19 protein-coding genes and 1 pseudogene are annotated in these 22,260 nt (G+C 50.3%); 11 read left to right on the top strand and 9 right to left on the bottom strand.

The annotated features are described in order from the left end of the window. Nucleotides 1–146: 146 nt before the first annotated feature. The 4 genes from mepS to GBAG_RS13680 all read right to left on the bottom strand — a co-directional run bounded on the left by mepS (nt 147) and on the right by GBAG_RS13680 (nt 4,439). Complete coding sequence (gene mepS, locus GBAG_RS13695; protein ID WP_034497047.1) at nt 147–713, bottom strand: bifunctional murein DD-endopeptidase/murein LD-carboxypeptidase; 567 nt, start codon at nt 711–713, stop codon at nt 147–149. 430 nt (nt 714–1,143) lie between these two features. After that, the gene (locus tag GBAG_RS13690) at nt 1,144–1,842 is read right to left on the bottom strand and encodes a phosphatase PAP2 family protein (RefSeq protein ID WP_034497044.1); all 699 of its coding nucleotides are present in this window, start codon (nt 1,840–1,842) and stop codon (nt 1,144–1,146) included. Between the two features lie 40 nt (nt 1,843–1,882). Next, complete coding sequence (locus GBAG_RS13685; protein ID WP_034497041.1) at nt 1,883–2,863, bottom strand: CobW family GTP-binding protein; 981 nt, start codon at nt 2,861–2,863, stop codon at nt 1,883–1,885. 112 nt (nt 2,864–2,975) lie between these two features. Further along, a complete protein-coding gene (locus GBAG_RS13680; RefSeq protein WP_034497039.1) occupies nt 2,976–4,439 on the bottom strand; it encodes a mannitol dehydrogenase family protein in 1,464 nt (487 codons plus the stop codon). Between the two features lie 210 nt (nt 4,440–4,649). Between GBAG_RS13680 and uxuA the strand changes: the two genes are divergently transcribed. Continuing rightward, nucleotides 4,650–5,843: a mannonate dehydratase gene (uxuA, locus tag GBAG_RS13675; RefSeq protein WP_034497037.1), complete on the top strand. Its 1,194-nt coding sequence runs from the start codon at nt 4,650–4,652 to the stop codon at nt 5,841–5,843. A gap of 61 nt (nt 5,844–5,904) precedes the next feature. Here the strand turns inward: uxuA and GBAG_RS13670 are convergent. Then, nucleotides 5,905–6,326, bottom strand: a pseudogene (locus GBAG_RS13670) (DUF2000 domain-containing protein). A 164-nt stretch (nt 6,327–6,490) separates the two neighbouring features. On the opposite strand from GBAG_RS13670, the gene GBAG_RS13665 reads away from it, so the two are divergent. Then, nucleotides 6,491–6,964 carry an Lrp/AsnC family transcriptional regulator gene (locus tag GBAG_RS13665; RefSeq protein WP_034497035.1) on the top strand — a complete coding sequence of 158 codons (474 nt, stop codon included), beginning with the start codon at nt 6,491–6,493 and terminating at the stop codon, nt 6,962–6,964. Between the two features lie 66 nt (nt 6,965–7,030). Here GBAG_RS13665 and yeiP read toward each other — a convergent pair whose 3' ends face one another. Next, entirely contained in the window at nt 7,031–7,603 is a 573-nt protein-coding gene (yeiP, locus tag GBAG_RS13660; RefSeq protein WP_034497033.1) for an elongation factor P-like protein YeiP, read from the bottom strand. Nucleotides 7,604–7,760: 157 nt separating this feature from the next. Here yeiP and GBAG_RS13655 point away from each other — a divergent pair, with 157 nt between their 5' ends. Further along, nucleotides 7,761–8,015, top strand: coding sequence for a YkgJ family cysteine cluster protein (locus GBAG_RS13655; protein ID WP_034497120.1), 255 nt, complete (start codon nt 7,761–7,763; stop codon nt 8,013–8,015). Here the strand turns inward: GBAG_RS13655 and setB are convergent. Then, nucleotides 8,012–9,193 carry a sugar efflux transporter SetB gene (setB, locus tag GBAG_RS13650; RefSeq protein WP_034497031.1) on the bottom strand — a complete coding sequence of 394 codons (1,182 nt, stop codon included), beginning with the start codon at nt 9,191–9,193 and terminating at the stop codon, nt 8,012–8,014. The genes GBAG_RS13655 and setB overlap by 4 nt on opposite strands. Nucleotides 9,194–9,563: 370 nt before the next feature. On the opposite strand from setB, the gene fruB reads away from it, so the two are divergent. The 3 genes from fruB to fruA are packed head-to-tail and all read left to right on the top strand — an operon-like array spanning nt 9,564 to nt 13,340. Continuing rightward, nucleotides 9,564–10,697 (top strand): fused PTS fructose transporter subunit IIA/HPr protein, encoded by a 1,134-nt coding sequence (gene fruB, locus GBAG_RS13645; protein WP_034497028.1) that lies wholly within the window; start codon nt 9,564–9,566, stop codon nt 10,695–10,697. Next, nucleotides 10,694–11,632: a 1-phosphofructokinase gene (gene fruK, locus GBAG_RS13640; protein WP_034497025.1), complete on the top strand. Its 939-nt coding sequence runs from the start codon at nt 10,694–10,696 to the stop codon at nt 11,630–11,632. Before fruB ends, fruK begins: the two co-directional genes overlap by 4 nt. 16 nt (nt 11,633–11,648) lie before the next feature. Then, nucleotides 11,649–13,340: a PTS fructose transporter subunit IIBC gene (fruA, locus tag GBAG_RS13635; protein ID WP_034497022.1), complete on the top strand. Its 1,692-nt coding sequence runs from the start codon at nt 11,649–11,651 to the stop codon at nt 13,338–13,340. 89 nt (nt 13,341–13,429) lie between these two features. Here the strand turns inward: fruA and nfo are convergent, their stop codons facing one another. Beyond that, nucleotides 13,430–14,287: a deoxyribonuclease IV gene (nfo, locus tag GBAG_RS13630; RefSeq protein ID WP_034497117.1), complete on the bottom strand. Its 858-nt coding sequence runs from the start codon at nt 14,285–14,287 to the stop codon at nt 13,430–13,432. Nucleotides 14,288–14,353: 66 nt separating this feature from the next. Beyond that, nucleotides 14,354–15,403, bottom strand: a complete 1,050-nt coding sequence (locus GBAG_RS13625; RefSeq protein ID WP_034497019.1) for a YeiH family protein — start codon at nt 15,401–15,403, stop codon at nt 14,354–14,356. Between the two features lie 229 nt (nt 15,404–15,632). On the opposite strand from GBAG_RS13625, the gene yieE reads away from it, so the two are divergent. From yieE to cirA, 5 genes are all read left to right on the top strand, one after another. Next, nucleotides 15,633–16,499, top strand: coding sequence for a DNA-binding transcriptional regulator YeiE (yieE, locus tag GBAG_RS13620; protein ID WP_034497016.1), 867 nt, complete (start codon nt 15,633–15,635; stop codon nt 16,497–16,499). A gap of 278 nt (nt 16,500–16,777) precedes the next feature. After that, complete coding sequence (locus tag GBAG_RS13615) at nt 16,778–17,068, top strand: Bor family protein (protein WP_034497014.1); 291 nt, start codon at nt 16,778–16,780, stop codon at nt 17,066–17,068. A 125-nt stretch (nt 17,069–17,193) separates the two neighbouring features. Continuing rightward, nucleotides 17,194–18,303 carry an SDR family oxidoreductase gene (locus GBAG_RS13610; RefSeq protein WP_034497012.1) on the top strand — a complete coding sequence of 370 codons (1,110 nt, stop codon included), beginning with the start codon at nt 17,194–17,196 and terminating at the stop codon, nt 18,301–18,303. Nucleotides 18,304–18,502: 199 nt separating this feature from the next. Beyond that, a complete protein-coding gene (locus GBAG_RS13605) occupies nt 18,503–19,978 on the top strand; it encodes an amino acid permease (protein WP_034497009.1) in 1,476 nt (491 codons plus the stop codon). A 286-nt stretch (nt 19,979–20,264) separates the two neighbouring features. Beyond that, nucleotides 20,265–22,235, top strand: a complete 1,971-nt coding sequence (gene cirA / locus GBAG_RS13600; RefSeq protein ID WP_034497007.1) for a catecholate siderophore receptor CirA — start codon at nt 20,265–20,267, stop codon at nt 22,233–22,235. Nucleotides 22,236–22,260: the final 25 nt, after the last annotated feature.

Here is a 22,260-nt window from a genome sequence, read left to right as displayed (position 1 = left end):
ATATTGTTAAAACGGATAAGCGAATGAATTCTAAGCCAAAATTTAGGCAACAAAAAACGCTGCCTGGGCAGCGTTATTTTATCGTCTCGTTGTTTTGCTTTTTTTTTGCAGCACAGCCAAGGGAGTAACTGTCTGCAGTCAGTGCATTAACTGCGGCTCAATACACGGCGCGCTTCGTTATAACGCTTTTTCCAATACGGTTCGTCCATGCTTGAAATCGTCACACCACTGCTGGTGGAAGCATGTACAAACTGATTATTACCGATGTAGATACCAACATGTCGACCCGTTGAACCTGCGCGGAACAGAACTAAATCACCCGTACGTAATTTACTACGTGAAATTGATTTACCTGAATCCTGCTGTTCAGACGTTGAACGAGGCAATTCTAAACCAAATTGTTCGCGGAATGTACGCTGCACGAATGCAGAACAATCAATTCCACTTCTGTTGCTGCCACCAAGACGATAACGAACGCCTTTCCAGCTTGCATATTGATCCATGAGACGTGATTTCACATCTACATTACGGACCATCTCTTCGAATTCATCCTGAGAAGCTTGCAGTAAAAAACCATCTTTATTGCCGACTGCATGCTGCTCAGAATGCATATTTGCTGTGTTTGTCGAACTACATGCTGACAGCATTACTGCCACAGCAACGGCGGGAATCACCCGCAAGATATATCTCAAAATAGGCTGAGATTTGACCATTATGTTTGTTATCCCTTGGTGTCCTTAACGATAAATATCGTTATACAAAATGCCAACGTGACGAGACTAATTATCTGGGCTCCATGAAACAATTGCTTAAGAGCAAAACTGTGGCATGACGCACAAATTTATTCACACTGCGAATGTATTGGCTTAAAAGCACAAAACGTATCCGAGGTTACCCTATCAACACTGGCGTGGCGAGAGCTTTTGAAGGTTTTTTTATAAGAAATTGTGATGTTAAAAGACAACAAGAAATATTGCACAATTGTTAACCATTGCTGGTGTTTATATATGCAGGTGATTCATTTGCCTGGAGAAGGTGAAAGGTTAAATATTAGCCTATTGCAGTGTTGGATAAAAAAACATCAGTGAACGTTTCCGAACCCTGATGTTTAACGGGAAATGATGTTTATATGATGTTGCTTGCTTATTTCTTTCTGCCCGGCAAATAACGATCCAGCAGGCTAATTAACCAGTCGCTTAGTGGGGTTAATAATGCCCAGGGTAAACAGACAAGCGCCACAGATAACGAGCCAACGAAGATATCGGTGAACCAATGCGCACCAATCATCACGCGCGGCAACATGAAGATCAGGAAAATTATCACCGCAATAGCAAACGCTTTTTTGCCGAAATATCGCAGCATGAAACCAGTGAAAATCAGAAGCATTAATCCATGATCGCCAGGGAAACTGTCTGATGAAGCATCCTTAGTGGGGAAATGCAGCAATTCGCTGACGCGATAAATATCGGTGAAATAAAGCGTCGGGCTGACGTGAGATTCCGGAATTAAATGGCCGAGCTGATTAATGATAATTGCGCAAAATAGCATCACAATTCCCATGATAACCATGCGACGACGACCGATTGCGGACTCTTTGCGCCAGTACCAGAAAAACAATGAACCCATGGCTAAGAGTGAAATACCATCGAACACCCGGTTATTGGTTATTGCCACCAGTTCCAGAAAGGCGCGGCTTTTAACCAGTGCCTGGTTGAAGAAATGGAAGATTGTGGAATCAAGTACGAACCATGAACCATGGCCCGCGGGCAGATACCAACTAAAAAATAATGCTAAACCCAGGGCGTTTAGCACCAGAATCGAGGGGAGTCGAATATTATTCATGCAAAACCACAAAATCATTAACAAAGGTGAAAGGGTAGACTTACAAACTTAAACGTAGCTTCAACAACGAGTTTTGTAACGCGTTCCAGTCCACTTCACCGCTATGAATCAACTCTATACGGCTATCTGGCGGAGCAACGTTCTGCGTCTCGATATGAAAATCCTGTCCCTGGCGATTAATGCGCACTAAGCCTTCAGTGATGCGCAGGACTCCTTTCACGCGTTCAACGGGAGCAAGTCTAGCCCATTCCAGAATACCCACTGTGTCAAAAAGTGTGTCTGCATCAAAAATCCAGCCGCAGCCTGTATAGCCCTGGCCGCTATTAATGCTGCGTCTCCAGCGTTGATGCTCAGGTAAACTGAGGGCGGCAAGCCCACGCGCCGCAGCATGGCTATGGTTATGTTCCGGGCTGGATGGCAGTTCCCGCAGGTTCAGCCGCGGTTTGTCGAGCAGGCTGATATCAATGTTGCCGTTCTGCGCATGGATAACTTCACGTTCACCGCCTTCACGTTGTAGCCATTCGCTCAGGGCGCTCCGGCTCACTTCGCTTGCGTGGTCTTCTTTATTAGCAATGATGATATCGGCGGCGGCGAGCTGGTCGCGGAAGTTGTCATTCTTGACTGCGCGTTCGTCCAGCAACTGGCGTGGGTCCAGCAAACACAGTGTCGCGTGGAGCTCAATCCACGGTTGGTAAACTTCGGCGGTGAGCATATCGAGAATTTGTTTCGGATGACCGAGGCCGGTGGGTTCGATAAGCAGGCGGTCAGGTTTGCCCTGGCGCAGCAACGTATTCAGGCCGACCTGCATCGGCAGCCCGTTCACACAACACATGCAACCGCCGGGGATTTCTTTTAATAATGCGCCGCTGTCGGCTAACAACGCGCCGTCGATGCCGACTTCCCCAAATTCGTTGACCAGCACCGCCCATTTTTCATGTTCTGGTTTATTGGCCAGCAAATGCAAAATCGTGGTGGTTTTTCCGCTACCGAGGAACCCGGTAATTAAGTTGGTTTTAGTCACAGGCGCTCCGGACAGGTTAACTGAATCTTTAAGTTTCCCTATCCTGAACGACATTGACCAAAAATTGAAGCGTGAACGGTCTTCATGTCCTTATGAAGACATTTTGATGATATTAATCGACTAGTTTTGCTACAGCTGCGCGCGCGCCGTTGGCTGATAATTCATTCCATGCGGAAGTGACACGTGTTACAAATTCCTCATTCAATGGCAAGTCACTGCCAAAGATTTCGTGCAGGCCGAGTAGGGCGTTGACGCGTTCATCATCGGTGCTGTTTTCGACCAGCGATTTGATTTTCACCGCCAGCGGGTCGCGAATATCAATCTCGTTCCCGGCATCATCGCTGCCGCTGACATAGCGCATCCATCCGGCAATTCCCAGCGCCAGGCATGGCCACTCGTCGCCCTGTTGCAGATGCCAGCGGACACTCTCCAGCATGCGTTGGGGCAGCTTCTGGCTGCCGTCCATCGCGATTTGCCAGGTGCGGTGTTTCAGCGCCGGGTTATCAAAGCGCTCAAGCAAGTTATGCGCATACTGCGGCAAACTCACGCCGGTGACACGTAAAGTCGGTGCCTGTTCTTGCATCATTAAGCGGTGCGCAGCCTGGCGGAAATTTTGGTCGGCCATACAGTCATTAATATGCTGGTATCCCGCGAGGTAGCCAAGATAAGCCAGGAAAGAGTGGCTGCCGTTGAGCATCCGAAGTTTCATTTGCTCCCACGGCATCACGTCATCGACCATTTCTACGCCGACTTCCTCCCACGCTGGGCGGCCTGCCACAAAATTATCTTCAATCACCCATTGGATAAACGGCTCGCCAGAAATTGCACATGGGTCTTCAACGCCTAACACATCTGTAATTTCTTGTAGCGACTCGGGCGTTGCCGCAGGCACGATTCTGTCGACCATGGTACTTGGGAAGGTCACATGTTCGCGGACCCAGTCGGCTAATTCCTGGCTGCGAGTTTCCGCCATACCAATGACTGCGTTACGCACCACATGGCCGTTATCGGGAATGTTGTCACAGGACAGCACGGTAAACGGACGCAGGCCGCGTTCACGACGGCGATTCAGGGCTTCAACCAGAATACCCGGTGCGGAATGGGGCTCGGTGGGATTTTGTAAATCGTGAATAATGCGTTCGTTATTGCTATCAAGCTTGCCGGTTGCCGGGTCGATGCAATATCCCTTTTCAGTCACGGTAAGAGAGACAATCGCGACCTGGGGTTCGCAGAACTTCTCAATAATCGCATCCAGCCCATCAAGTTTTGCATTTAGGCACTCGTTAACCGCACCGACAATAATGGCCTGATTGCCGTCGCGACCCTTTTCCAGCACGGTATATAAATGATCCTGCGCCCGCAGCGCGCTCATTAACTTATCGCCGCTGAACAGGCTTATTTCGCAAATGCCCCAGTCACCGCCTAACTTATTGAGCACCCGGTCAGTCAACAGCGCCTGGTGTGCGCGGTGAAACGCACCAAAACCAAAATGGACGATACGGGTTTTTAAAGCCTGGCGGTCATAACCAGGCTGTTGAATGTCGGCAGGTAACGTGACTGAAGCAATTGTGTTCATAAAATGCAAATCCTGGTTAACCAATTAGTAACATGGCTCAGTCTAAAGTTATATGACAACAAATTAAATTGGTGTGCTGCCTTTATCCCTTTAATGTGAGCTGGATCAACCAATATCACCGCAAAATTTGACCGGATAGAAGAATCCGGTATGGTAGTAAGCAATACAGTATTTATGAATTGGTATGACAACTTAACTGAGGAACTGTCGATGGAACAAACATGGCGTTGGTATGGCCCAAAAGACCCGGTATCTCTGGATGATGTGCGTCAAGCGGGCGCGACCGGTGTCGTTACTGCTCTGCATCACATCCCAAATGGCGAAGTCTGGCCGGTTGCCGACATCAAAGAGCGTCAGGCTGTGCTGGCAGCGAAAGGGCTAACCTGGTCCGTGGTAGAAAGCATTCCGGTGCATGAAGAAATCAAAACGCATTCCGGTGACTACGATAAGCATATCGCCAACTACCAGCAGAGCATTCGTAACCTGGCTGAATGCGGCATCGACACCGTATGCTACAACTTCATGCCGATTCTGGACTGGACGCGTACCGACCTGGAATACCAATTGCCAGACGGTTCAAAAGCCCTGCGTTTTGACCAGATTGCTTTTGCGGCGTTTGAGCTGCACATCCTCAAGCGCAAAGGTGCTGAAGCGGATTACAGCGAAGAAGAGCAGCGTCAGGCGTTGGACTACTTCAACAATATGTCCGATGCCGAAAAAGAAAAATTGACCCGCAATATCATTGCCGGTTTACCTGGTGCGGAAGAGGGTTACACCCTTGACCAATTCCGTGCACGCCTGGCGGAATACGACGGCATCAGCAAAGATCAATTACGTGAAAACATGGCGTACTTCCTGCGTGCGATTGTTGCCGTAGCCGAAGAAGTTGGCGTGCGTCTGGCGGTTCACCCGGATGATCCACCGCGTCCGATTCTGGGTCTGCCGCGTATCGTTTCAACCATTGAAGATATGCAGTGGCTGAAAGAAACCGTCGACAGCATTTATAACGGCTTCACCATGTGTACTGGTTCTTACGGCGTTCGCGCTGATAACGATCTGGTGCGGATGATTGAAACCTTCGGCGATCGCATTCACTTTACTCACCTGCGCGCAACGTGCCGTGAAGATAACCCGAAAACCTTCCATGAAGGCGCACACCTGCAAGGTGATGTGAACATGGTTGCGGTAGTGAAAGCGATTTTGACTGAAGAACAGCGTCGTAAAAACGCCGGTGACGTGCGTCCAATCCCAATGCGTCCGGATCACGGCCATCAGATGCTTGACGATCTGCACAAGAAAACCAACCCTGGTTACTCAGCGATTGGCCGCCTGAAAGGTCTGGCTGAAGTACGTGGTGTGGAACTGGCTCTGAAACAGACGATGTTCCCGGATCTGCTGAAGTAAGTTGTAAAGCCTGATAAAAAACGCGCCTTCTGGCGCGTTTTTTTATGGCTGCAATATCGACCTATTTATACAGACCCAGGTTACCCGTGAGCCTGGTGATTTTTTCTTCGGCCCAATTAACCCGATTGCGACCAGTTCAATGTTATTGCTCGACACAGCAGCAATACGTTCCCCATATTCATCATATGTCTTACATGACTGCGCCAGAGCGCTGAAGGGTATCGTATAAATCTCTTCGTCAGCTTCAGCAATGTTGAGCAACTCCTGTATATAAGCTCCGGGTGCCAGCAGAATCGGCAAAGGGGCATAAATAACGCCTGGATAATTGACGGCATCTGCACTTTGCATATCAGGACCCACCAGATTTTCCACCGTATGGCCGAAACTCATACCAATAACGCTGGCGGCGTTGATGGCAAGCCCAGGGCTTAGGTCTTTATCAATAATAATTGTGCTTCGATGTTGGCTGGCGTCGAACTTCATATTTTATCCTCGCAGGGGAATCTGGAATGGCTCATAGAGTCGCTCTTTGCGGTCAATATAATGCAGGAAGCTCGCGGGAAATTGCTGTCTAAATAGCTTGAAAAATGCACGTAATAAGGCAGGATTGACCCAATTAATACCTAAAATTAAAAGGATCTGACCTAATGGCCTTAAGCACAACAGATGTAAAGATTCTGGCTCTGTTACAAAGCGATGCTCGCATGACGAACCAGTCTGTGGCCGATTCCATTGGGTTATCCGCTTCACCTTGCTGGCGAAAAATACGCAAGCTTGAAGAAGACGAAGTGATTCAGGGTTACCGCGCAGTAATTAACCGTCGCAAAATCGGCCTGGCAGTCATGGTGTTCGTTCGTGTAACCATAGACAGCCACAGTGAATCAGAAGCGAAGAAGTTTGAAGAAGAAGTCGCCGCACTTGAGGATGTGGTTGCGTGCTACAGCATCGGTGGCGATGCCGATTTCTTATTGCAGGTCGTGGCGCGCGACCTGGATTCTTACGCGGATTTTGCCATGTCAGTAGTACGTCGTTTACCGGGGATTAAAGAGATGCAGAGTATGTTTGTGCTCAAGGAGATCAAACCGCTGGTTAGCTATCCGATTAAGAAACAGCAGAAATAATTTTGCCCAAAATAAAAACCCGCCGCAGCGGGTTTGATATCTGTAGGTTAAACCGCAAAACACTGATTAGTCTGCGCGACCCATAGAGCGCTTTTCAGCGATATGAATACGGATCTTCTCACCCGTCACCATATATTCTGGAACCTGAATCACCAGGCCAGTAGACATCGTTGCAGGCTTGGTACGGGAGCTTGCTGACGCACCTTTGATTCCAGGGGCCGTTTCAACAATCTCCAGGTCCACAGTCTGCGGCAGTTCAAGTGCGAGCAGTTGGCCATCCCATGTCAGAACCTGCATGTCTGGCATGCCGCCTTCAGGAATGAATTGCAGCTCTTCTTCAATCTGATCTTTAGTGAAGATATACGGGGTGTAATCTTCTTTATCCATGAACACGTATTCGTTGCCATCAATGTAAGAGAAGTCAACGTAACGGCGGGTCAGAGTGATGGTGTCGACAATGTCATCGCCTTTGAAGCGCTCTTCAACTTTCTGGCCAGTGCGGACATCAGAAAAACGCATTTTATAAAGCGTTGCTGCGCCACGGGCGCTAGGTGCCTGGATATCGATATCTTTAACAATCAGCAGCTTGCCGTTGTAATTCAGTACCATACCCTTTTTGATTTCGTTAGCTCTTGGCATCGAAGTTTCCTGTAAAAAATTGAGGAGCGAAAATATTGCGTCAAATTACTCGCGAGGCGCATTTCAGGCAAGCGGATTTAATGGATAAATCGACATAGTAAAGCTGCGTCACTACTGCTACAGTCCAGGCTCTTGTCAGCCCACCGGAGCATTAATGATGGACTGCCGTCCCGATTGCGGCGCGTGTTGTACCGCGCCTTCTGTATCAAGCCCGATTCCGGGCATGCCCAATGGCAAACCTGCCAATACAATTTGCGTTCAGCTCGGCGCGGACATGCGCTGTAAAATCTTTACTTCGCCGTTGCGGCCAAAGGTATGCGCCAGCCTGCAAGCCTCGCGCGAAATGTGCGGCGCCACCCGTCAGCAGGCAATGGATTACCTGATTTATCTCGAAGCGGCGACCACGCCTTAAATGTCCTTTATTCTCACCATGCAATACGCGGTGATAGCTATCATGCCCAGCGCGATATAAAACACCGTGTGGTAATTCCAGATCTCTGCTACCACACCTGCCATAGAGCCTGCGATAATCCAGCCGACACGCGTGGTATTAGTATAAAGCGTCGTTGCGGCACCGGCCTGGCCAGGCATTAAATCCTGAAAATAGAGCATGCCGATACCGGCCAGAATACCGATGAAAATCGCATTCAGCAGTTGCAGGCCGAGCAGCATATATTCGTTGTGGATCGTCAGCATCCCAATGTAAAACAGCAGGCCAGCGACGCCCGCAATACGCATCAGGAAACGTTTTCCAAAGCGTTTAGCGTAATATCCGGCGATCAGCATCGTTGGGATTTCAAGCCCGGCAGCGGTTCCCATCATCACGCCCGCCAGTTTCTCCGGCAGATGTAATTCATTAATGATATAGAGCGGCATATTAATGATGTAGAGACTGTTACAGCCCCACATCATGGTGCAGGCGACAAACAGCAGCAGGGCATCGCGACGGTTACGGCGTGGCGCTTCAAGTTTGGTGGTTTTCGCCACTCCCTCTTTACGCATCGACGGTAATAACATCCGTACCATCACGCTGCACACCACAAACGCGAAAGCCGCACACAAATACATGGTGGTAAAGCCAAAACCGAGCGCCAGCGCGTAAGCGATAGGCGGGCCAATCACCCATGCCAGCGAAACCTGCGCACGCAAAATAGAGCTGAACATCACCGCTTCGCGACCCGTGTGATCGGCGTGTTCACGCGCAAGGGCAAACATTTGCGGGTTGGCGGTCGAGCCAAAGCTACTCAGGAATACACCGACAAACAGCAACACGAAATAGTTGCGGTTCCAGGCAAACAGCACGCAGGCGAGAGCGCCCAATAAGCAGCAGACAAAAATCAGCGATTTGCGGTCGCCTTTACGGTCAGAACGGCCAGCCAAAAACTGACTGACTAAAATACCGATGACGGCGCTACCGGTGAAAAAGAAACCGACCATCGCTGGACGGACATGCACTTCTTCAGTCAGAAACAAACTCAGAGTCGGGGTTTGTAATGCGCCCGCAATTCCGGTTAAAAAAGCTACAATCAAAAAGGCAGAAGAAGTGATATCAAGGGGCTTACGGGTTGCCGCTATGGGGGAGTTTTGCATTCTCTCGGAGTCGCTTATCAATGAACGCGCGGAGTTTACGCGCCTTGTCAGTAAATAAACAGTTGTTCAAATCAAAAGCGACACGAATAGATAAAACGCCATTCCTTGTTGTGTTCAGCAAAAGCTGACGCTTAATAAAGGCGTGCTTAAGGCACTGTGATGTCGCTCACTTTTGCGGCGTTAGACGCGGCGAAAATGTGCGTAACCTCTAAATTTCGGTAACGAAATCACAACAACTCTTGCCTGATTCGCGGGGAATCATCACACTCCTTGAAACGTTTCAGCGTCGTCTTATTTTGTATCAGGAGTGGGATGGCGCATTTTTTCTCATTGCAGCTGAATCGTTTCAATTCAGCAGGAGAGGAGAACCATGTTCCAGTTATCTGTACAAGACATCCACCCAGGCGCAAGCGCCGGGAATAAAGAAGAAGCCATACGTCAGGTTGCCGCTGCGCTTGCGCAGGCCGGGAACGTCAGCATTGGCTACGTTGAAGGTATGCTGGCCCGTGAGCTGCAAACTTCGACCTACCTTGGCAACGGTATTGCCATCCCACATGGCACTACCGATACCCGCGATCTGGTGTTGAAAACTGGCGTGCAAGTGTTCCAGTTTCCGCAAGGAATCGAGTGGGGCGAAGGCCAAACTGCCTATGTTGCTATTGGTATCGCCGCGAGTTCCGACGAGCACCTTGGTTTACTGCGTCAGCTGACGCATGTGCTGAGTGATGACGACGTTGCTGAACAACTCAAAACGGCAACTTCAGCAGAAGAACTGCGTGCGTTGCTGATGGGCGAAAAACAGTCTGCATCTTTACTGTTTGATAACTCCTTACTGGCGTTGGATGTGACCGCAACCGACCTGATGACGCTGCAAGCATTGAATGCCGGGCGTATTAAACAGGCGGGTGCTGCAAGTGCTGCATTTGTCAGTGATGTTGTTTCCAGCAAACCGCTCTATCTGGGGCAGGGTATCTGGCTGAACGACAGCACCGAAGGCAATCTCGCCAGTGCTGTAGCAATCAGCCGTCCCGCTTCTGTTTTTGAAGCTGAAGGCCAACCGGTATCGCTATTGATGACGGTTGCAGTGGCCGACGACCAACCTTTGCAAGTTCTTAATCGCTTGAGCGACATGCTGATCAACAACACGGCTGACCGGTTGCTGAACGCAGATGCGCCAGAGTTGCTGACGCTGCTGACCAGTGATGAAGCCGTGACTCAAAACAGCCTGAGCGCCGAGTTCCAGATTCGTAACGAACATGGTTTACACGCCCGTCCTGGTACGGTGCTGGTGAATACCATCAAACAGTTTAATAGTGAGATTACCGTGACAAACCTTGATGGCAGCGGGAAACCGGCCAATGGTCGTAGCCTGATGAAAGTCGTCGCGTTGGGCGTGAAAAAAGGCCACCACCTGCGTTTCACCGCTCAGGGTGATGATGCTGAACTTGCGCTGAAAGCTATCGGTGAAGCGGTTGCCGCCGGTCTTGGTGAGGGGGCTGTATGAGTCGTCGCGTCGCAACAATTACTCTGAACCCGGCTTACGATTTAGTGGGTTACACCCCGGAAGTTGAACGCGGGGAAGTGAATCTGGTGCGTACTACCGGCCTGCATGCCGCCGGTAAAGGTATTAACGTTGCTAAGGTACTGAAAGATTTAGGCATCGACGTCACCGTGGGTGGTTTCCTCGGTAAAGATAACCAGGACGGATTCCAGCAGTTGTTCAGTGAACTGGGCATTGCCAACCGTTTCCAGGTGGTACAGGGTCGCACCCGTATCAACGTAAAACTGACGGAAAAAGACGGCGAAGTCACCGACTTTAACTTCTCTGGTTTTGAAGTCACCCCGTCAGATTGGGAGCGCTTTGTTGCAGATTCCCTGAGCTGGCTCGGCCAGTTTGACATGGTTTGCGTCAGCGGCAGCTTGCCAGCAGGTGTATCTCCAGAAGCGTTCACCGACTGGATGAAGCGTCTGCGCAGCCAGTGCCCATGCATCATTTTCGACAGCAGCCGCGAAGCATTAGTCGCTGGCCTGAAAGCCGCTCCGTGGTTAGTGAAACCCAACCGCCGCGAGCTGGAAATCTGGGCGGGTCGTAAACTGCCAGAAATGAAAGATGTGATTGAAGCCGCTCACGCCCTGCGTGAACAGGGGATTGCACACGTGGTGATTTCTCTGGGTGCCGAAGGTGCGCTGTGGGTTAACGCATCCGGCGAATGGATTGCAAAACCGCCAGCTTGTGAAGTCGTCAGCACTGTAGGTGCCGGGGATTCCATGGTGGGCGGACTTATCTATGGCCTGTTAATGCGCGAGTCCAGCGAACATACCTTACGCCTTGCGACCGCCGTCGCCGCTTTGGCAGTAAGCCAGAGCAATGTCGGTATCACCGACCGTCCTCAACTGGCGGCCATGATGGCCCGTGTTGATCTGAAACCTTTTAACTGACAGCAGGAGAGGAACAATGAAAACGCTGCTGATTATCGAACCAGGTCTTGGGCAAGCTCGCGCTTATCTCGCGAAAACGCTGCTCGGAAGCGCTGCGGCTAAAGCACGCTTGCAGATTATCGACAATCCAAACGATGCTGAAATGGCCATCGTTGTAGGGACCGCCATTCCTGCCGATAGCGCGCTAAATGGCAAAAAGGTCTTTCTGGGTGATATCGACCGTGCAGTTCAGCACCCGGAACTGTTTTTAGGTGAAGCGAAAGACAAAGCGAAGCCTTACACCACTCCAGCTAATGCAGCCCCGGTTGAACTGGCGAAAGGGCCGAAGCGTATTGTCGCGGTGACGGCTTGCCCTACGGGTGTCGCGCATACCTTTATGGCGGCAGAAGCCATTGAAACTGAAGCTAAAAAACGTGGCTGGTGGGTAAAAGTCGAAACACGCGGCTCTGTAGGCGCGGGTAATGCGATTACTCCGGAAGAAGTGGCAGCAGCAGATTTAGTGATTGTTGCGGCTGATATCGAAGTGGACCTGGCGAAATTTGCCGGGAAACCGATGTATCGCACTTCAACTGGCTTAGCGCTGAAGAAAACGGCGCAAGAGCTGGATAAAGCGGTTGTGGAAGCGAAACCTTTCGAAGCGACCGGGCAGAGTGCTGCCAGCGCAACAGAAGGGAAGAAAGAGTCTGCAGGCGCTTATCGCCACTTGCTGACAGGCGTTTCGTTCATGCTGCCGATGGTTGTCGCGGGTGGCCTGTGTATCGCACTGTCGTTTGCATTTGGTATCGAAGCGTTTAAAGAACCAGGCACATTAGCAGCCGCTTTGATGCAAATCGGTGGGGGGTCAGCCTTTGCACTGATGGTTCCGGTTCTGGCTGGTTACATCGCGTTCTCCATCGCTGACCGCCCAGGTCTGACGCCAGGTCTTATCGGCGGTATGTTAGCGGTGAGCACCGGTTCTGGCTTTATCGGCGGGATTATTGCGGGCTTCCTCGCAGGTTATATTGCGAAGTTGATCAGCACTAAGCTGAAACTGCCTTCCAGCATGGAAGCACTGAAGCCAATTCTGATTATTCCTTTGTTCTCCAGCCTGATTGTCGGTCTGGCGATGATTTACCTGATTGGTACGCCAGTTGCGAAAATCCTCGAAGGCTTGACTCATTGGCTGCAAACCATGGGCACGGCGAATGCGGTTCTGCTGGGCGCAATCCTCGGTGGCATGATGTGTACTGACATGGGCGGGCCGGTAAACAAAGCGGCTTATGCGTTTGGTGTCGGTTTACTGAGTACCCAAACTTACGCTCCGATGGCCGCTATTATGGCCGCAGGCATGGTTCCACCGCTGGCAATGGGTCTGGCAACGCTGGTTGCGCGTCGTAAATTCGACAAAGCGCAGCAAGAGGGCGGCAAAGCAGCGATGGTTCTCGGTCTGTGCTTTATCACCGAAGGGGCAATCCCGTTCGCCGCGCGTGACCCAATGCGTGTATTACCGTGCTGTATCATTGGCGGAGCGGTGACTGGCGCAATCTCCATGGCGGTCGGCGCTAAACTGATGGCACCACACGGCGGATTGTTTGTGCTGTTAATTCCAGGCGCAATTACCCCGGTTGTGGGTTATCTGATTGCGATTGTGGCGGGAACACTGCTGGCGGGTCTGTCTTATGCCTTCCTGAAGCGTTCTGAAACAGAGTTAGCGGTTAAAGCGGCATAGTTCCGGCATAGTTCCGAAGGTCGGATAAGCGCAGCGTCATCCGACAAAAATAGCAAGCTCCCGGCATCCACCGGGAGCTTTTTTTATGCCTACGCGGCAGCTTCTTCGTGCTGCTGAGCTTTCAACCAGGCAATCTCTTCAGCCCAGATATCCGGATTCGTGGTTTCCAGAATTAACGGAATACCGTCGAAACGGTTATCGCGCATGATCCAGGCAAACGGCGTGTGGCCGATGTTCCCTTCACCCAGGCTGTTATGACGGTCTACACGGCTACCAAAAGCACTTTTGGCGTCGTTAAGGTGCATACCGCGCAGATACTGGAAGCCCACAATTTTGTCGAACTCAGCGAAAGTATTTTCGCAATCAGCTTCCGTCCGCAAGTCATAGCCCGCCGCAAAAGCATGGCAAGTATCAATACAAACGCCGACGCGGGATTTGTCTTCCACGCCATCAATGATGGCGGCCAGATGCTCAAACCGGAACCCAAGATTGCTGCCCTGGCCTGCGGTGTTTTCAATCACCGCCGTCACGCCTTCGGTTTTATCCAGCGCGATGTTGATCGACTGCGCAATACGTGCAAGACACTCTTCTTCAGGGATTTGCATCAAATGGCTGCCAGGATGGAAGTTAAGCAGCGTCAAACCTAGCTGCATGCAGCGTTCCATCTCATCAATAAAAGCTTCGCGAGATTTTTCCAGCGCTTCTTCAACCGGGTGGCCGAGGTTAATCAGATAACTGTCGTGGGGGAGGATTTGGCCTGGACCGTAATTGTACTTTTCACAGGCGCGTTTGAATTGGGTGATAACTTCTTCGGTCAACGGTGCTGCACGCCACTGACGTTGGTTTTTGGTGAACAGGGCAAAAGCAGTGGCTTCCAGCTCGTGTGCGCGAATTGCGGCATTTTCCAGACCACCTGCGGCACTAACATGTGCGCCAATAAACTTCATCATTCTTCCTCCTGTCAAAACCCGCTACCGGGAAACGAACAATGATAGCGGGTTCAGGTGGAAATATCAGGCCATTAAATGGTGGATGCCGAGGTTAATCGCGCCGCCACCGACAATCAGCCAGACAAACAGCACCAGTGCCATCAGCAGCGGGCGCACACCGGCTTTTTTCAGCGCGCTGAAGTGCGTGGTCAAACCTAACGCCGCCATCGCCATCGCCAGCAAGAATGTATCCAGTGTAATCAGGGCATTAACTGCCCATGCTGGCAACAAGTGCAGCGAGTTAAACATTGCCACCACAATAAACAGCACTGCAAACCATGGGATGGTGATTTTGCTTTTCTGTGCCTGACCGGCTGGAGCGAGCTGTTTAACGCGCGCTGCCAGGAAAATCAAGAACGGAGCCAGCATCATTACGCGCAGCATTTTAGCAATCACGGCTGCGTTTTCAGTTTCAGGGCTGATAGCATGGCCCGCCGCCACCACTTGCGCCACTTCATGCATGGTCGAACCGGTGTAAATCCCAAAGGTTTCCGGTGTGAACCACTGTGTGACATACGGATAGATCATTGGATAAATGAAGATAGCGAGCGTACCGAAAATCACCACCGTTGCGACGGCTACCGTCACTTTACTGGCTTCGGCTTTAACCACCGGTTCAGTGGCCAGAATCGCTGCCGCACCGCAAATGCTACTACCTGCACCAATTAACCAACTGGTTTGTTTATCCAGCCCGAACACTTTTTGACCCAGCCAGCAGGCGAGGGCAAAAGTGCTGGTTAATGTCAGAACATCAATGATCACGCCGCTGGCACCGACGTCGGCAATTTGTGAAAACGTCAGTCGAAAACCATACAGAATGATCCCCAGGCGCAATAAATGCTGCTTGGCAAACAGCACGCCACCATCACAGTGCTGCCAGATTTTCGGGTAAAGCGTGTTGCCAATCACCATCCCGCACAAAATAGCGAGCGTCAGTGCTCCCAGGCCAAGTGCCGCAACGGACGGAATATTGCCCAGCCACAGAGCCAACGCTGTAATTGCCCCTGCCAGCGCAAGCCCTGGCAGAAAGTGCCACAATGTATGTCGATGAGTGGGAATTGATAACGTAGCCATAACCTTCTCCTTTGTATAGCCGTCATACTTCAAGTCGCAGGTGCGTTGGCTGCACGCGCTCACCCGAATCACTTACCGGCGTAAGCTCAGCGGGTTTCTCGCGCTTGCCGCCTTCCTGCAACTCGAATTATTTTGGCTCTATTGGCAAAAGAATAAGTCCTGCTGGTTTAAAAATAAAATTGATTATATATTTATAATTAATCTGAATAAGTGTTAAGGCGTGCTTAATATGCATATCACCCTACGGCAACTTGAAGTGTTCGCCGAAGTGCTCAAAAGCGGTTCCACTACTCAGGCTTCGCAAATGCTGGCGCTGTCGCAGTCAGCGGTGAGTGCGGCGTTGTCGGATCTTGAAGGGCAGTTGGGCGTGCAATTATTTGACCGGGTCGGTAAGCGACTGGTTGTCAACGAACATGGCCGCTTGTTGTATCCGCGCGTGGTGGGTTTGCTGGAGCAGGCAATCGAAGTCGAACAGCTATTTAAAGAAGACAACGGCGCGATTCGTGTTTTTGCCAGTAGCACTATCGGCAACTATATACTGCCGGAAATGATTGCCCATTATCGCCGTGATTTTCCCACGCTCCCCCTCGAAATGAGCGTCGGCAATAGCCAGGACGTGATTAACGCCGTGGCGGATTTCCGGGTTGATATCGGCCTGATTGAAGGCCCAAGCCACATGACCGAACTGGTGACAGAGCCGTGGCTGGAAGACGAGTTAGTGGTATTTGCGCCACCAGATGCGCCGTTATTACAACAACCCGTCACGCTGGACACGCTGGCAAAACAGCCGTGGATCCTGCGTGAAAAAGGCTCTGGCACCCGCGAAATCGTGGACTATCTGCTGCTTTCGCATTTGCCGCAGTTTCATCTCGGCATGGAGCTGGGAAATTCAGAAGCGATTAAACACGCGGTGCGCCATGGCTTAGGGATTAGTTGCTTATCGCGCAGAGTGATTGCCGAACAGCTGGAAAGCGGTTCGCTGGTGGAAGTTCCGGTGCCGCTACCGCGCCTGGTGCGCACGTTATATCGTATTCATCATCGCCAGAAACACATTTCTAATGCATTGCTGCGTTTTTTGAAGTATTGCGATGAATAGTTATTTTTAGCAGATTAATATCTGGAATCATAAGAATAAGCCTGACTTGGTTGGCAGGTTTATTCATTTTTTAACTTTATTATTTAATGATTGATATTTAACTTGTTAGTATCATTACCGTCACTCCGGTATAACGGAATTATTGTTTATGGCTGCTCATATATAAACGAATTTCAAACGGTATTTAAATAACAGATAAGTCGCTATTATTCGTATTGCATATATAAAAGTGCAATGCGAAGCTGTGCCGGAATTCAATTATAATATATAGGGTTGTTATGAAAAAGTTACTTATTGCAGTCGTTGCTTCTATGGCGTTAGCCGGTTGTGCGCAACAAACCTTTACCATCAAACATGATATTGCTGAAAAGCCGACTCAGGAAGTTAAACAGGCATTCTTTGTTCAGGGTTTAGGGCAAACGCAGACGATTGATGCCGCTCAGGTCTGTGGTGGCGCGGATAAAGTGGTTCGTACTGAAGTTCAGGAATCCGGAATGGATGTGCTGTTGCGTGTTGTCACGCTCGGGATTTATACCCCGCGTGAAGCCCGCGTATATTGCTCTAAATAAAATATAAAGCCAGTGATTAATACTGGCTTTAATTATCTCATTAAGTTTTTTATTAGCAATTTGATTGACTCATTGTTTATATATCGACCTTTAGGATGGCGTTTTTAAACTCAAGGGTTTTCATCATGAAGAGTCTGTTTATTACCGGTGCCACCGGTTTTTTGGGCGGAGCTGTATTAGCACGCGCACTTTCCGATACATCTATTGAATCCATTTTGTTACTGGTTCGGGCAAACTCTCCAAAAGAGGGCGTAGAAAGAATCAGAAATAACCTCGCTAAATTTGGTTGCAGTGAAACCTTACTCACAAAAATAAACGAACGAAATATTTTACTCGGCGATTTAGCTTATTCAGAAGACTTTTTGAATGACGACCGACTTTCTGGCGTGACTCATGTTATTAACTCTGCGGCAGTCGCCTCCTTTGGCGATAACGCACTGATTTGGAAGGTGAATGTCGAAGGCACGTTGAAGTTCGTTAAACGCATGGCCGATGTGGCGGGCTTAGTTCGTTTTGTGCACGTCGGAACCGCAATGTCATGTGTTCCTGAAGCCGGAACGCTGGTCACTGAAAGCATGACTCGCAAGCCTGAGGTAGAGCATCTGGTCCAGTACACCTGGTCAAAATCTACCATTGAACAATTGATGATTGAACAGTGCCCACAGCTTCCTTTAGTGATTGCCCATCCGTCTATTGTCGTCGGTCACAGTGAAGAAGGCTGTCGTCCATCGAGCAGTATTTTTTGGGTATTCCGCATGGCGCTGATGCTCGGGAAATTCATGTGCTCTCTGGAAGATAAGATTGACGTTATCCCCGTCGATTATTGCGCCGAAGCCTTGCTGTTATTAACCAAAAGCGCGGTACTGAGTGAAACGGTTTACCATATTTCCGCAGGCGATACCGGCAGCACGCAGTTTATCGAAATCGACAAAGCCATGGCCGCAGCATTGAATCAGCAACCTGTTTCTTCCCACTACCAACAAGTGGATTACAGTGAACTGGTTAAAGGTCGCCGCGAATTCAAGACTATTTATGGCCCGTGTAATGAACGGCTCATGCTCAGAGCGATGCGTTTATACGGTGAATTCTCAATGCTGAATGTGCGTTTCTCAAATAAAAAACTGCTGGATTTGGGGATGTCACCGCCGCCTCGTTTTGTTGACTATATTAACCGCTGCGTGGAAATCACCCGCGACTTTAGTATTCCGGAGTTGATGAAGGTCGATTTTAAGTAACCCTTTCGAACTCAGTGGGGAAGGGATTCCCTCACATCGTAACCCGCCCAATAACCCTTTCTCTGGCCTGTATCATAAGTGCGTTACTTATAATCCGGCCCGGATCATGAAGCTCTCTTATAACAGCGTATTTCTTCTATATGTATGAGACTGGTTTGCTACAATCTCGCCTCATTTTTAGGAAGGACCGCAATTTTCTATGGTTTCTCAAGATAAAACAACACAAGCGCCTGGCTTACGTCGTGAGCTAAAAGCGCGCCACTTAACGATGATCGCCATCGGCGGTTCCATCGGTACCGGGCTATTTGTTGCCTCTGGTGCAACCATTTCTCAAGCGGGCCCAGGCGGCGCGCTGCTCTCCTATATGCTGATTGGTCTGATGGTGTACTTCCTGATGACAAGCCTGGGCGAGCTTGCGGCTTATATGCCGGTTTCTGGCTCTTTCGCCACCTATGGGCAGCAATACGTTGAAGAAGGCTTCGGCTTCGCACTGGGCTGGAACTACTGGTACAACTGGGCGGTAACCATCGCGGTTGACCTGGTGGCATCACAACTGGTGATGAACTACTGGTTCCCTGACACCCCAGGCTGGATCTGGAGTGCGCTGTTCCTTGGCATCATGTTCTTGCTCAACTACATTTCCGTTAAAGGTTTTGGTGAAGCAGAATACTGGTTCTCACTGATTAAAGTCGTCACCGTGGTGGTGTTTATCGCCGTCGGCGTGATGATGATTCTGGGCATCTTTAAAGGTGCACAACCTGCGGGCTGGAGTAACTGGGCAATTGGCGATGCGCCATTTGCGGGTGGTTTCTCGGCGATGATAGGCGTGGCGATGATAGTCGGTTTCTCCTTCCAGGGGACTGAGCTTATCGGTGTTGCAGCGGGTGAATCTGAAGATCCAGGTAAAAATATTCCACGCGCGGTTCGTCAGGTATTCTGGCGTATCCTGCTGTTCTATGTGTTCGCGATTCTGATTATCAGCCTGATCATTCCTTACACCGATCCAAGCCTGCTGCGTAATGATGTGAAAGACATCGGCGTTAGCCCATTCACGCTGGTCTTCGAGCACGCGGGTCTGTTGTCTGCGGCGGCTGTCATGAATGCGGTTATTCTGACGGCGGTACTGTCTGCGGGTAACTCCGGGATGTACGCATCAACGCGTATGCTTTACACCCTGGCGTGCGACGGCAAAGCGCCACGCATTTTCTCTAAGCTTTCCCGTGGCGGTGTGCCGCGTAATGCGCTGTACGCAACAACTGTTGTCGCGGGCCTGTGCTTCCTGACATCTATGTTCGGGAACCAGACCGTTTACCTGTGGCTGCTGAATACTTCCGGTATGACGGGCTTTATCGCCTGGTTGGGGATTGCCATTAGCCACTACCGTTTCCGCCGTGGCTATGTGAAGCAAGGGCTTGATCTCAAAGACTTGCCGTATGTTTCTGGCTTCTTCCCGCTGGGGCCAATCTTTGCTTTCGTCCTGTGCCTTATCATTACTTTGGGTCAGAACTACGAAGCATTCCTGGCCGATAAAATCGACTGGGCTGGCGTGACTGCCACTTACATCGGTATTCCGCTGTTCCTGGCGATCTGGTGGGGCTACAAAATTACTAAAGGAACGCGTTTCGTGAAATACAGCGAAATGACTTTCCCGAAAACGTTTAAAAACGAGCAGTAAAAGTCAAAGTAAAACGAAAAGGGCGCGATTATCGCGCCCTTTTTGCTTTTGGCAGTCAATAACATTTCATTCCCTTCCCCTGAATGCAGTAGCCAAACATTACAAATTTTAACAATTTGATTGATAACTATTCTCGTTTATTTTATGGTGTCGCCACACTTTACCCCGGCTGGATGTTGGTGAGTAAAGCTTGCAGTCGCTTGCCAATGTAGCAAGCGTCGCATTAGGAATGTGAGCGCAATCTATTTGTTAAATATTGTTTGCCATTCACCTCATGGAGAAAGGAATGTTAAGGTTGAATCCCATCGTCCGGGGAGGACTTTGCGCGTCAATAATCAGTGCTGCGTTTCCAGTTATTGCTACTGAATACGAAGACACCGTGGTTGTGACTGCGTCTGCTAGCGAGCAAAGCCTCAAAGATGCGCCTGCCAGTATTAGCGTTATCACTCAAGAAGATCTGAAAAAGAAACCGATCCAGAACCTGAAAGATGTCTTGCAGGAAGTTCCCGGTGTGCAGCTCACCAACGAAGGGGATAACCGCCAGGGCGTCAGTATTCGTGGCCTGAGTAGCAGCTACACGCTGATTCTGGTGGATGGTAAACGAGTGAATTCGCGCAATGCCGTATTCCGTCACAATGATTTCGACCTTAACTGGATCCCAGTCGATGCGATTGAACGTATCGAAGTGGTGCGCGGGCCGATGTCCTCGCTCTATGGTTCCGATGCGTTGGGCGGCGTGGTCAACATTATCACGCGTAAAGTCGGCAAAGCCTGGCACGGCACCATCACAGCGGACACCACGATTCAGGAAAAACGCGATCGGGGTGATTCTTATAACAGTAATTTCTTCGTCAGCGGCCCCATCGTTGACGACCTGCTCGGGGTGAAAGTTTACGGCAACCTCGGCAAGCGCGAGAAAGACAAACAAGAATCTTCCAATACCAGCGCCACGGGTGAAACGCCACGCATCGAAGGCTTCACGTCGCGGAGCGGCAGCGCCGAATTTGCGCTGACCCCAACCGAAAACCAGGATATGACTTTCGGTTACGGGTTTGACCGCCAGGACAGGGATTCTGACTCGCTGAATAAAAACCGCATGGAACGCCAGGATTACTCCATTTCCCACAATGGCCGTTGGGATTATGGCAATACCGAGCTGCGTTTTTATGGCGACAAAATTGATAACCTCAATCCGGGCAATAGCTCGCCAATCACCTCACGCAATAATAGCCTCGACGGCAAACTGGTGCTGCCATTAGGCGAGATCAACCAGTTGCTGACCTTCGGCGGTGAATGGCGTCACGATAAGTTAAGTGACCCGGTAAACCTGACTGGTGGCAGCAGTTCCGAAACATCCGCCAGCCAGTACGCACTGTTCCTGGAAGACGAATGGCGGATTTTCGAGCCGCTGGCGTTGACTACCGGCATCCGTATGGATGACCACGAAACATACGGCGACCACTGGAGCCCGCGAGCCTATCTCGTTTATAGCGCGACGGATACCGTCACAGTAAAAGGTGGTTGGGCGACCGCATTTAAAGCGCCTTCTTTATTACAGTTAAGCCCGGACTGGACCAGCAACTCTTGCCGTGGCTCTTGTAAGATTGTCGGCAGCTCCGATTTGAAACCTGAAACCAGCGAAAGCTTCGAACTTGGCCTGTATTACGCCGGTGATGAAGGCCTGCTGGATGGCGTAAGCGGGAGTATCACCACCTTCCAGAACGATCTGGAAGATATGATTGATATCAACCGTACCGCTAACCGTGCGCTGGCACCGTCCTATTCGAATTTTGTGGGTTTTGACAGTGCGGGGAACCCTATCTTCAAATACTACAATGTCAATAAAGCGCGTATTCGCGGCGTGGAAACCGAGGTGAAAGTGCCGTTTAACGATCAATGGAAATTGACGTTGAACTACACCTATAACGATGGTCGTGATTTAAGTAATGGTGGTAACAAGCCGTTGTCTTCTCTGCCATTCCATACCGCAAACGGTACGCTGGACTGGGTACCACTGGATGACTGGTCGTTCTACGTTTCTGCCAACTATACCGGCGAGCAGCGTGCGACAACCAGCAGCGAACCCACGCCTGGCGGTTACGTAGTGTGGAATACCGGTGCAGCGTGGAAGGCGACGAAAAACGTTAAACTGCGTGCGGGTGTGCTGAACCTGGGTGACAAAGACCTGAGTCGTGACGATTACAGTTACAACGAAGATGGTCGTCGTTACTTTATGGCGGTGGATTACACGTTCTAAGTTTTTGCCCTCACCCTAACCCTCT

Origin of the sequence: Buttiauxella agrestis ATCC 33320 (assembly GCF_000735355.1) — a bacterium.
Lineage (GTDB): Bacteria > Pseudomonadota > Gammaproteobacteria > Enterobacterales > Enterobacteriaceae > Buttiauxella > Buttiauxella agrestis.
Note: the sequence above shows the minus strand (reverse complement) of the source record. Positions and strands in the feature narration are given on the sequence as shown.

Coding starts and splice junctions, on each gene's coding strand:
- yeiP (WP_034497033.1), bottom strand. CDS start 7,603: ATGCCAAGAGCTAACGAAATCAAAAAGGGTATGGTACTGAATTACAAC.
- uxuA (WP_034497037.1), top strand. CDS start 4,650: ATGGAACAAACATGGCGTTGGTATGGCCCAAAAGACCCGGTATCTCTG.
- setB (WP_034497031.1), bottom strand. CDS start 9,193: ATGCAAAACTCCCCCATAGCGGCAACCCGTAAGCCCCTTGATATCACT.
- mepS (WP_034497047.1), bottom strand. CDS start 713: ATGGTCAAATCTCAGCCTATTTTGAGATATATCTTGCGGGTGATTCCC.
- GBAG_RS13605 (WP_034497009.1), top strand. CDS start 18,503: ATGGTTTCTCAAGATAAAACAACACAAGCGCCTGGCTTACGTCGTGAG.
- GBAG_RS13610 (WP_034497012.1), top strand. CDS start 17,194: ATGAAGAGTCTGTTTATTACCGGTGCCACCGGTTTTTTGGGCGGAGCT.
- fruB (WP_034497028.1), top strand. CDS start 9,564: ATGTTCCAGTTATCTGTACAAGACATCCACCCAGGCGCAAGCGCCGGG.
- GBAG_RS13625 (WP_034497019.1), bottom strand. CDS start 15,403: ATGGCTACGTTATCAATTCCCACTCATCGACATACATTGTGGCACTTT.
- fruA (WP_034497022.1), top strand. CDS start 11,649: ATGAAAACGCTGCTGATTATCGAACCAGGTCTTGGGCAAGCTCGCGCT.
- GBAG_RS13690 (WP_034497044.1), bottom strand. CDS start 1,842: ATGAATAATATTCGACTCCCCTCGATTCTGGTGCTAAACGCCCTGGGT.
- nfo (WP_034497117.1), bottom strand. CDS start 14,287: ATGAAGTTTATTGGCGCACATGTTAGTGCCGCAGGTGGTCTGGAAAAT.
- GBAG_RS13680 (WP_034497039.1), bottom strand. CDS start 4,439: ATGAACACAATTGCTTCAGTCACGTTACCTGCCGACATTCAACAGCCT.
- cirA (WP_034497007.1), top strand. CDS start 20,265: ATGTTAAGGTTGAATCCCATCGTCCGGGGAGGACTTTGCGCGTCAATA.
- GBAG_RS13615 (WP_034497014.1), top strand. CDS start 16,778: ATGAAAAAGTTACTTATTGCAGTCGTTGCTTCTATGGCGTTAGCCGGT.
- yieE (WP_034497016.1), top strand. CDS start 15,633: ATGCATATCACCCTACGGCAACTTGAAGTGTTCGCCGAAGTGCTCAAA.
- GBAG_RS13665 (WP_034497035.1), top strand. CDS start 6,491: ATGGCCTTAAGCACAACAGATGTAAAGATTCTGGCTCTGTTACAAAGC.
- GBAG_RS13655 (WP_034497120.1), top strand. CDS start 7,761: ATGGACTGCCGTCCCGATTGCGGCGCGTGTTGTACCGCGCCTTCTGTA.
- fruK (WP_034497025.1), top strand. CDS start 10,694: ATGAGTCGTCGCGTCGCAACAATTACTCTGAACCCGGCTTACGATTTA.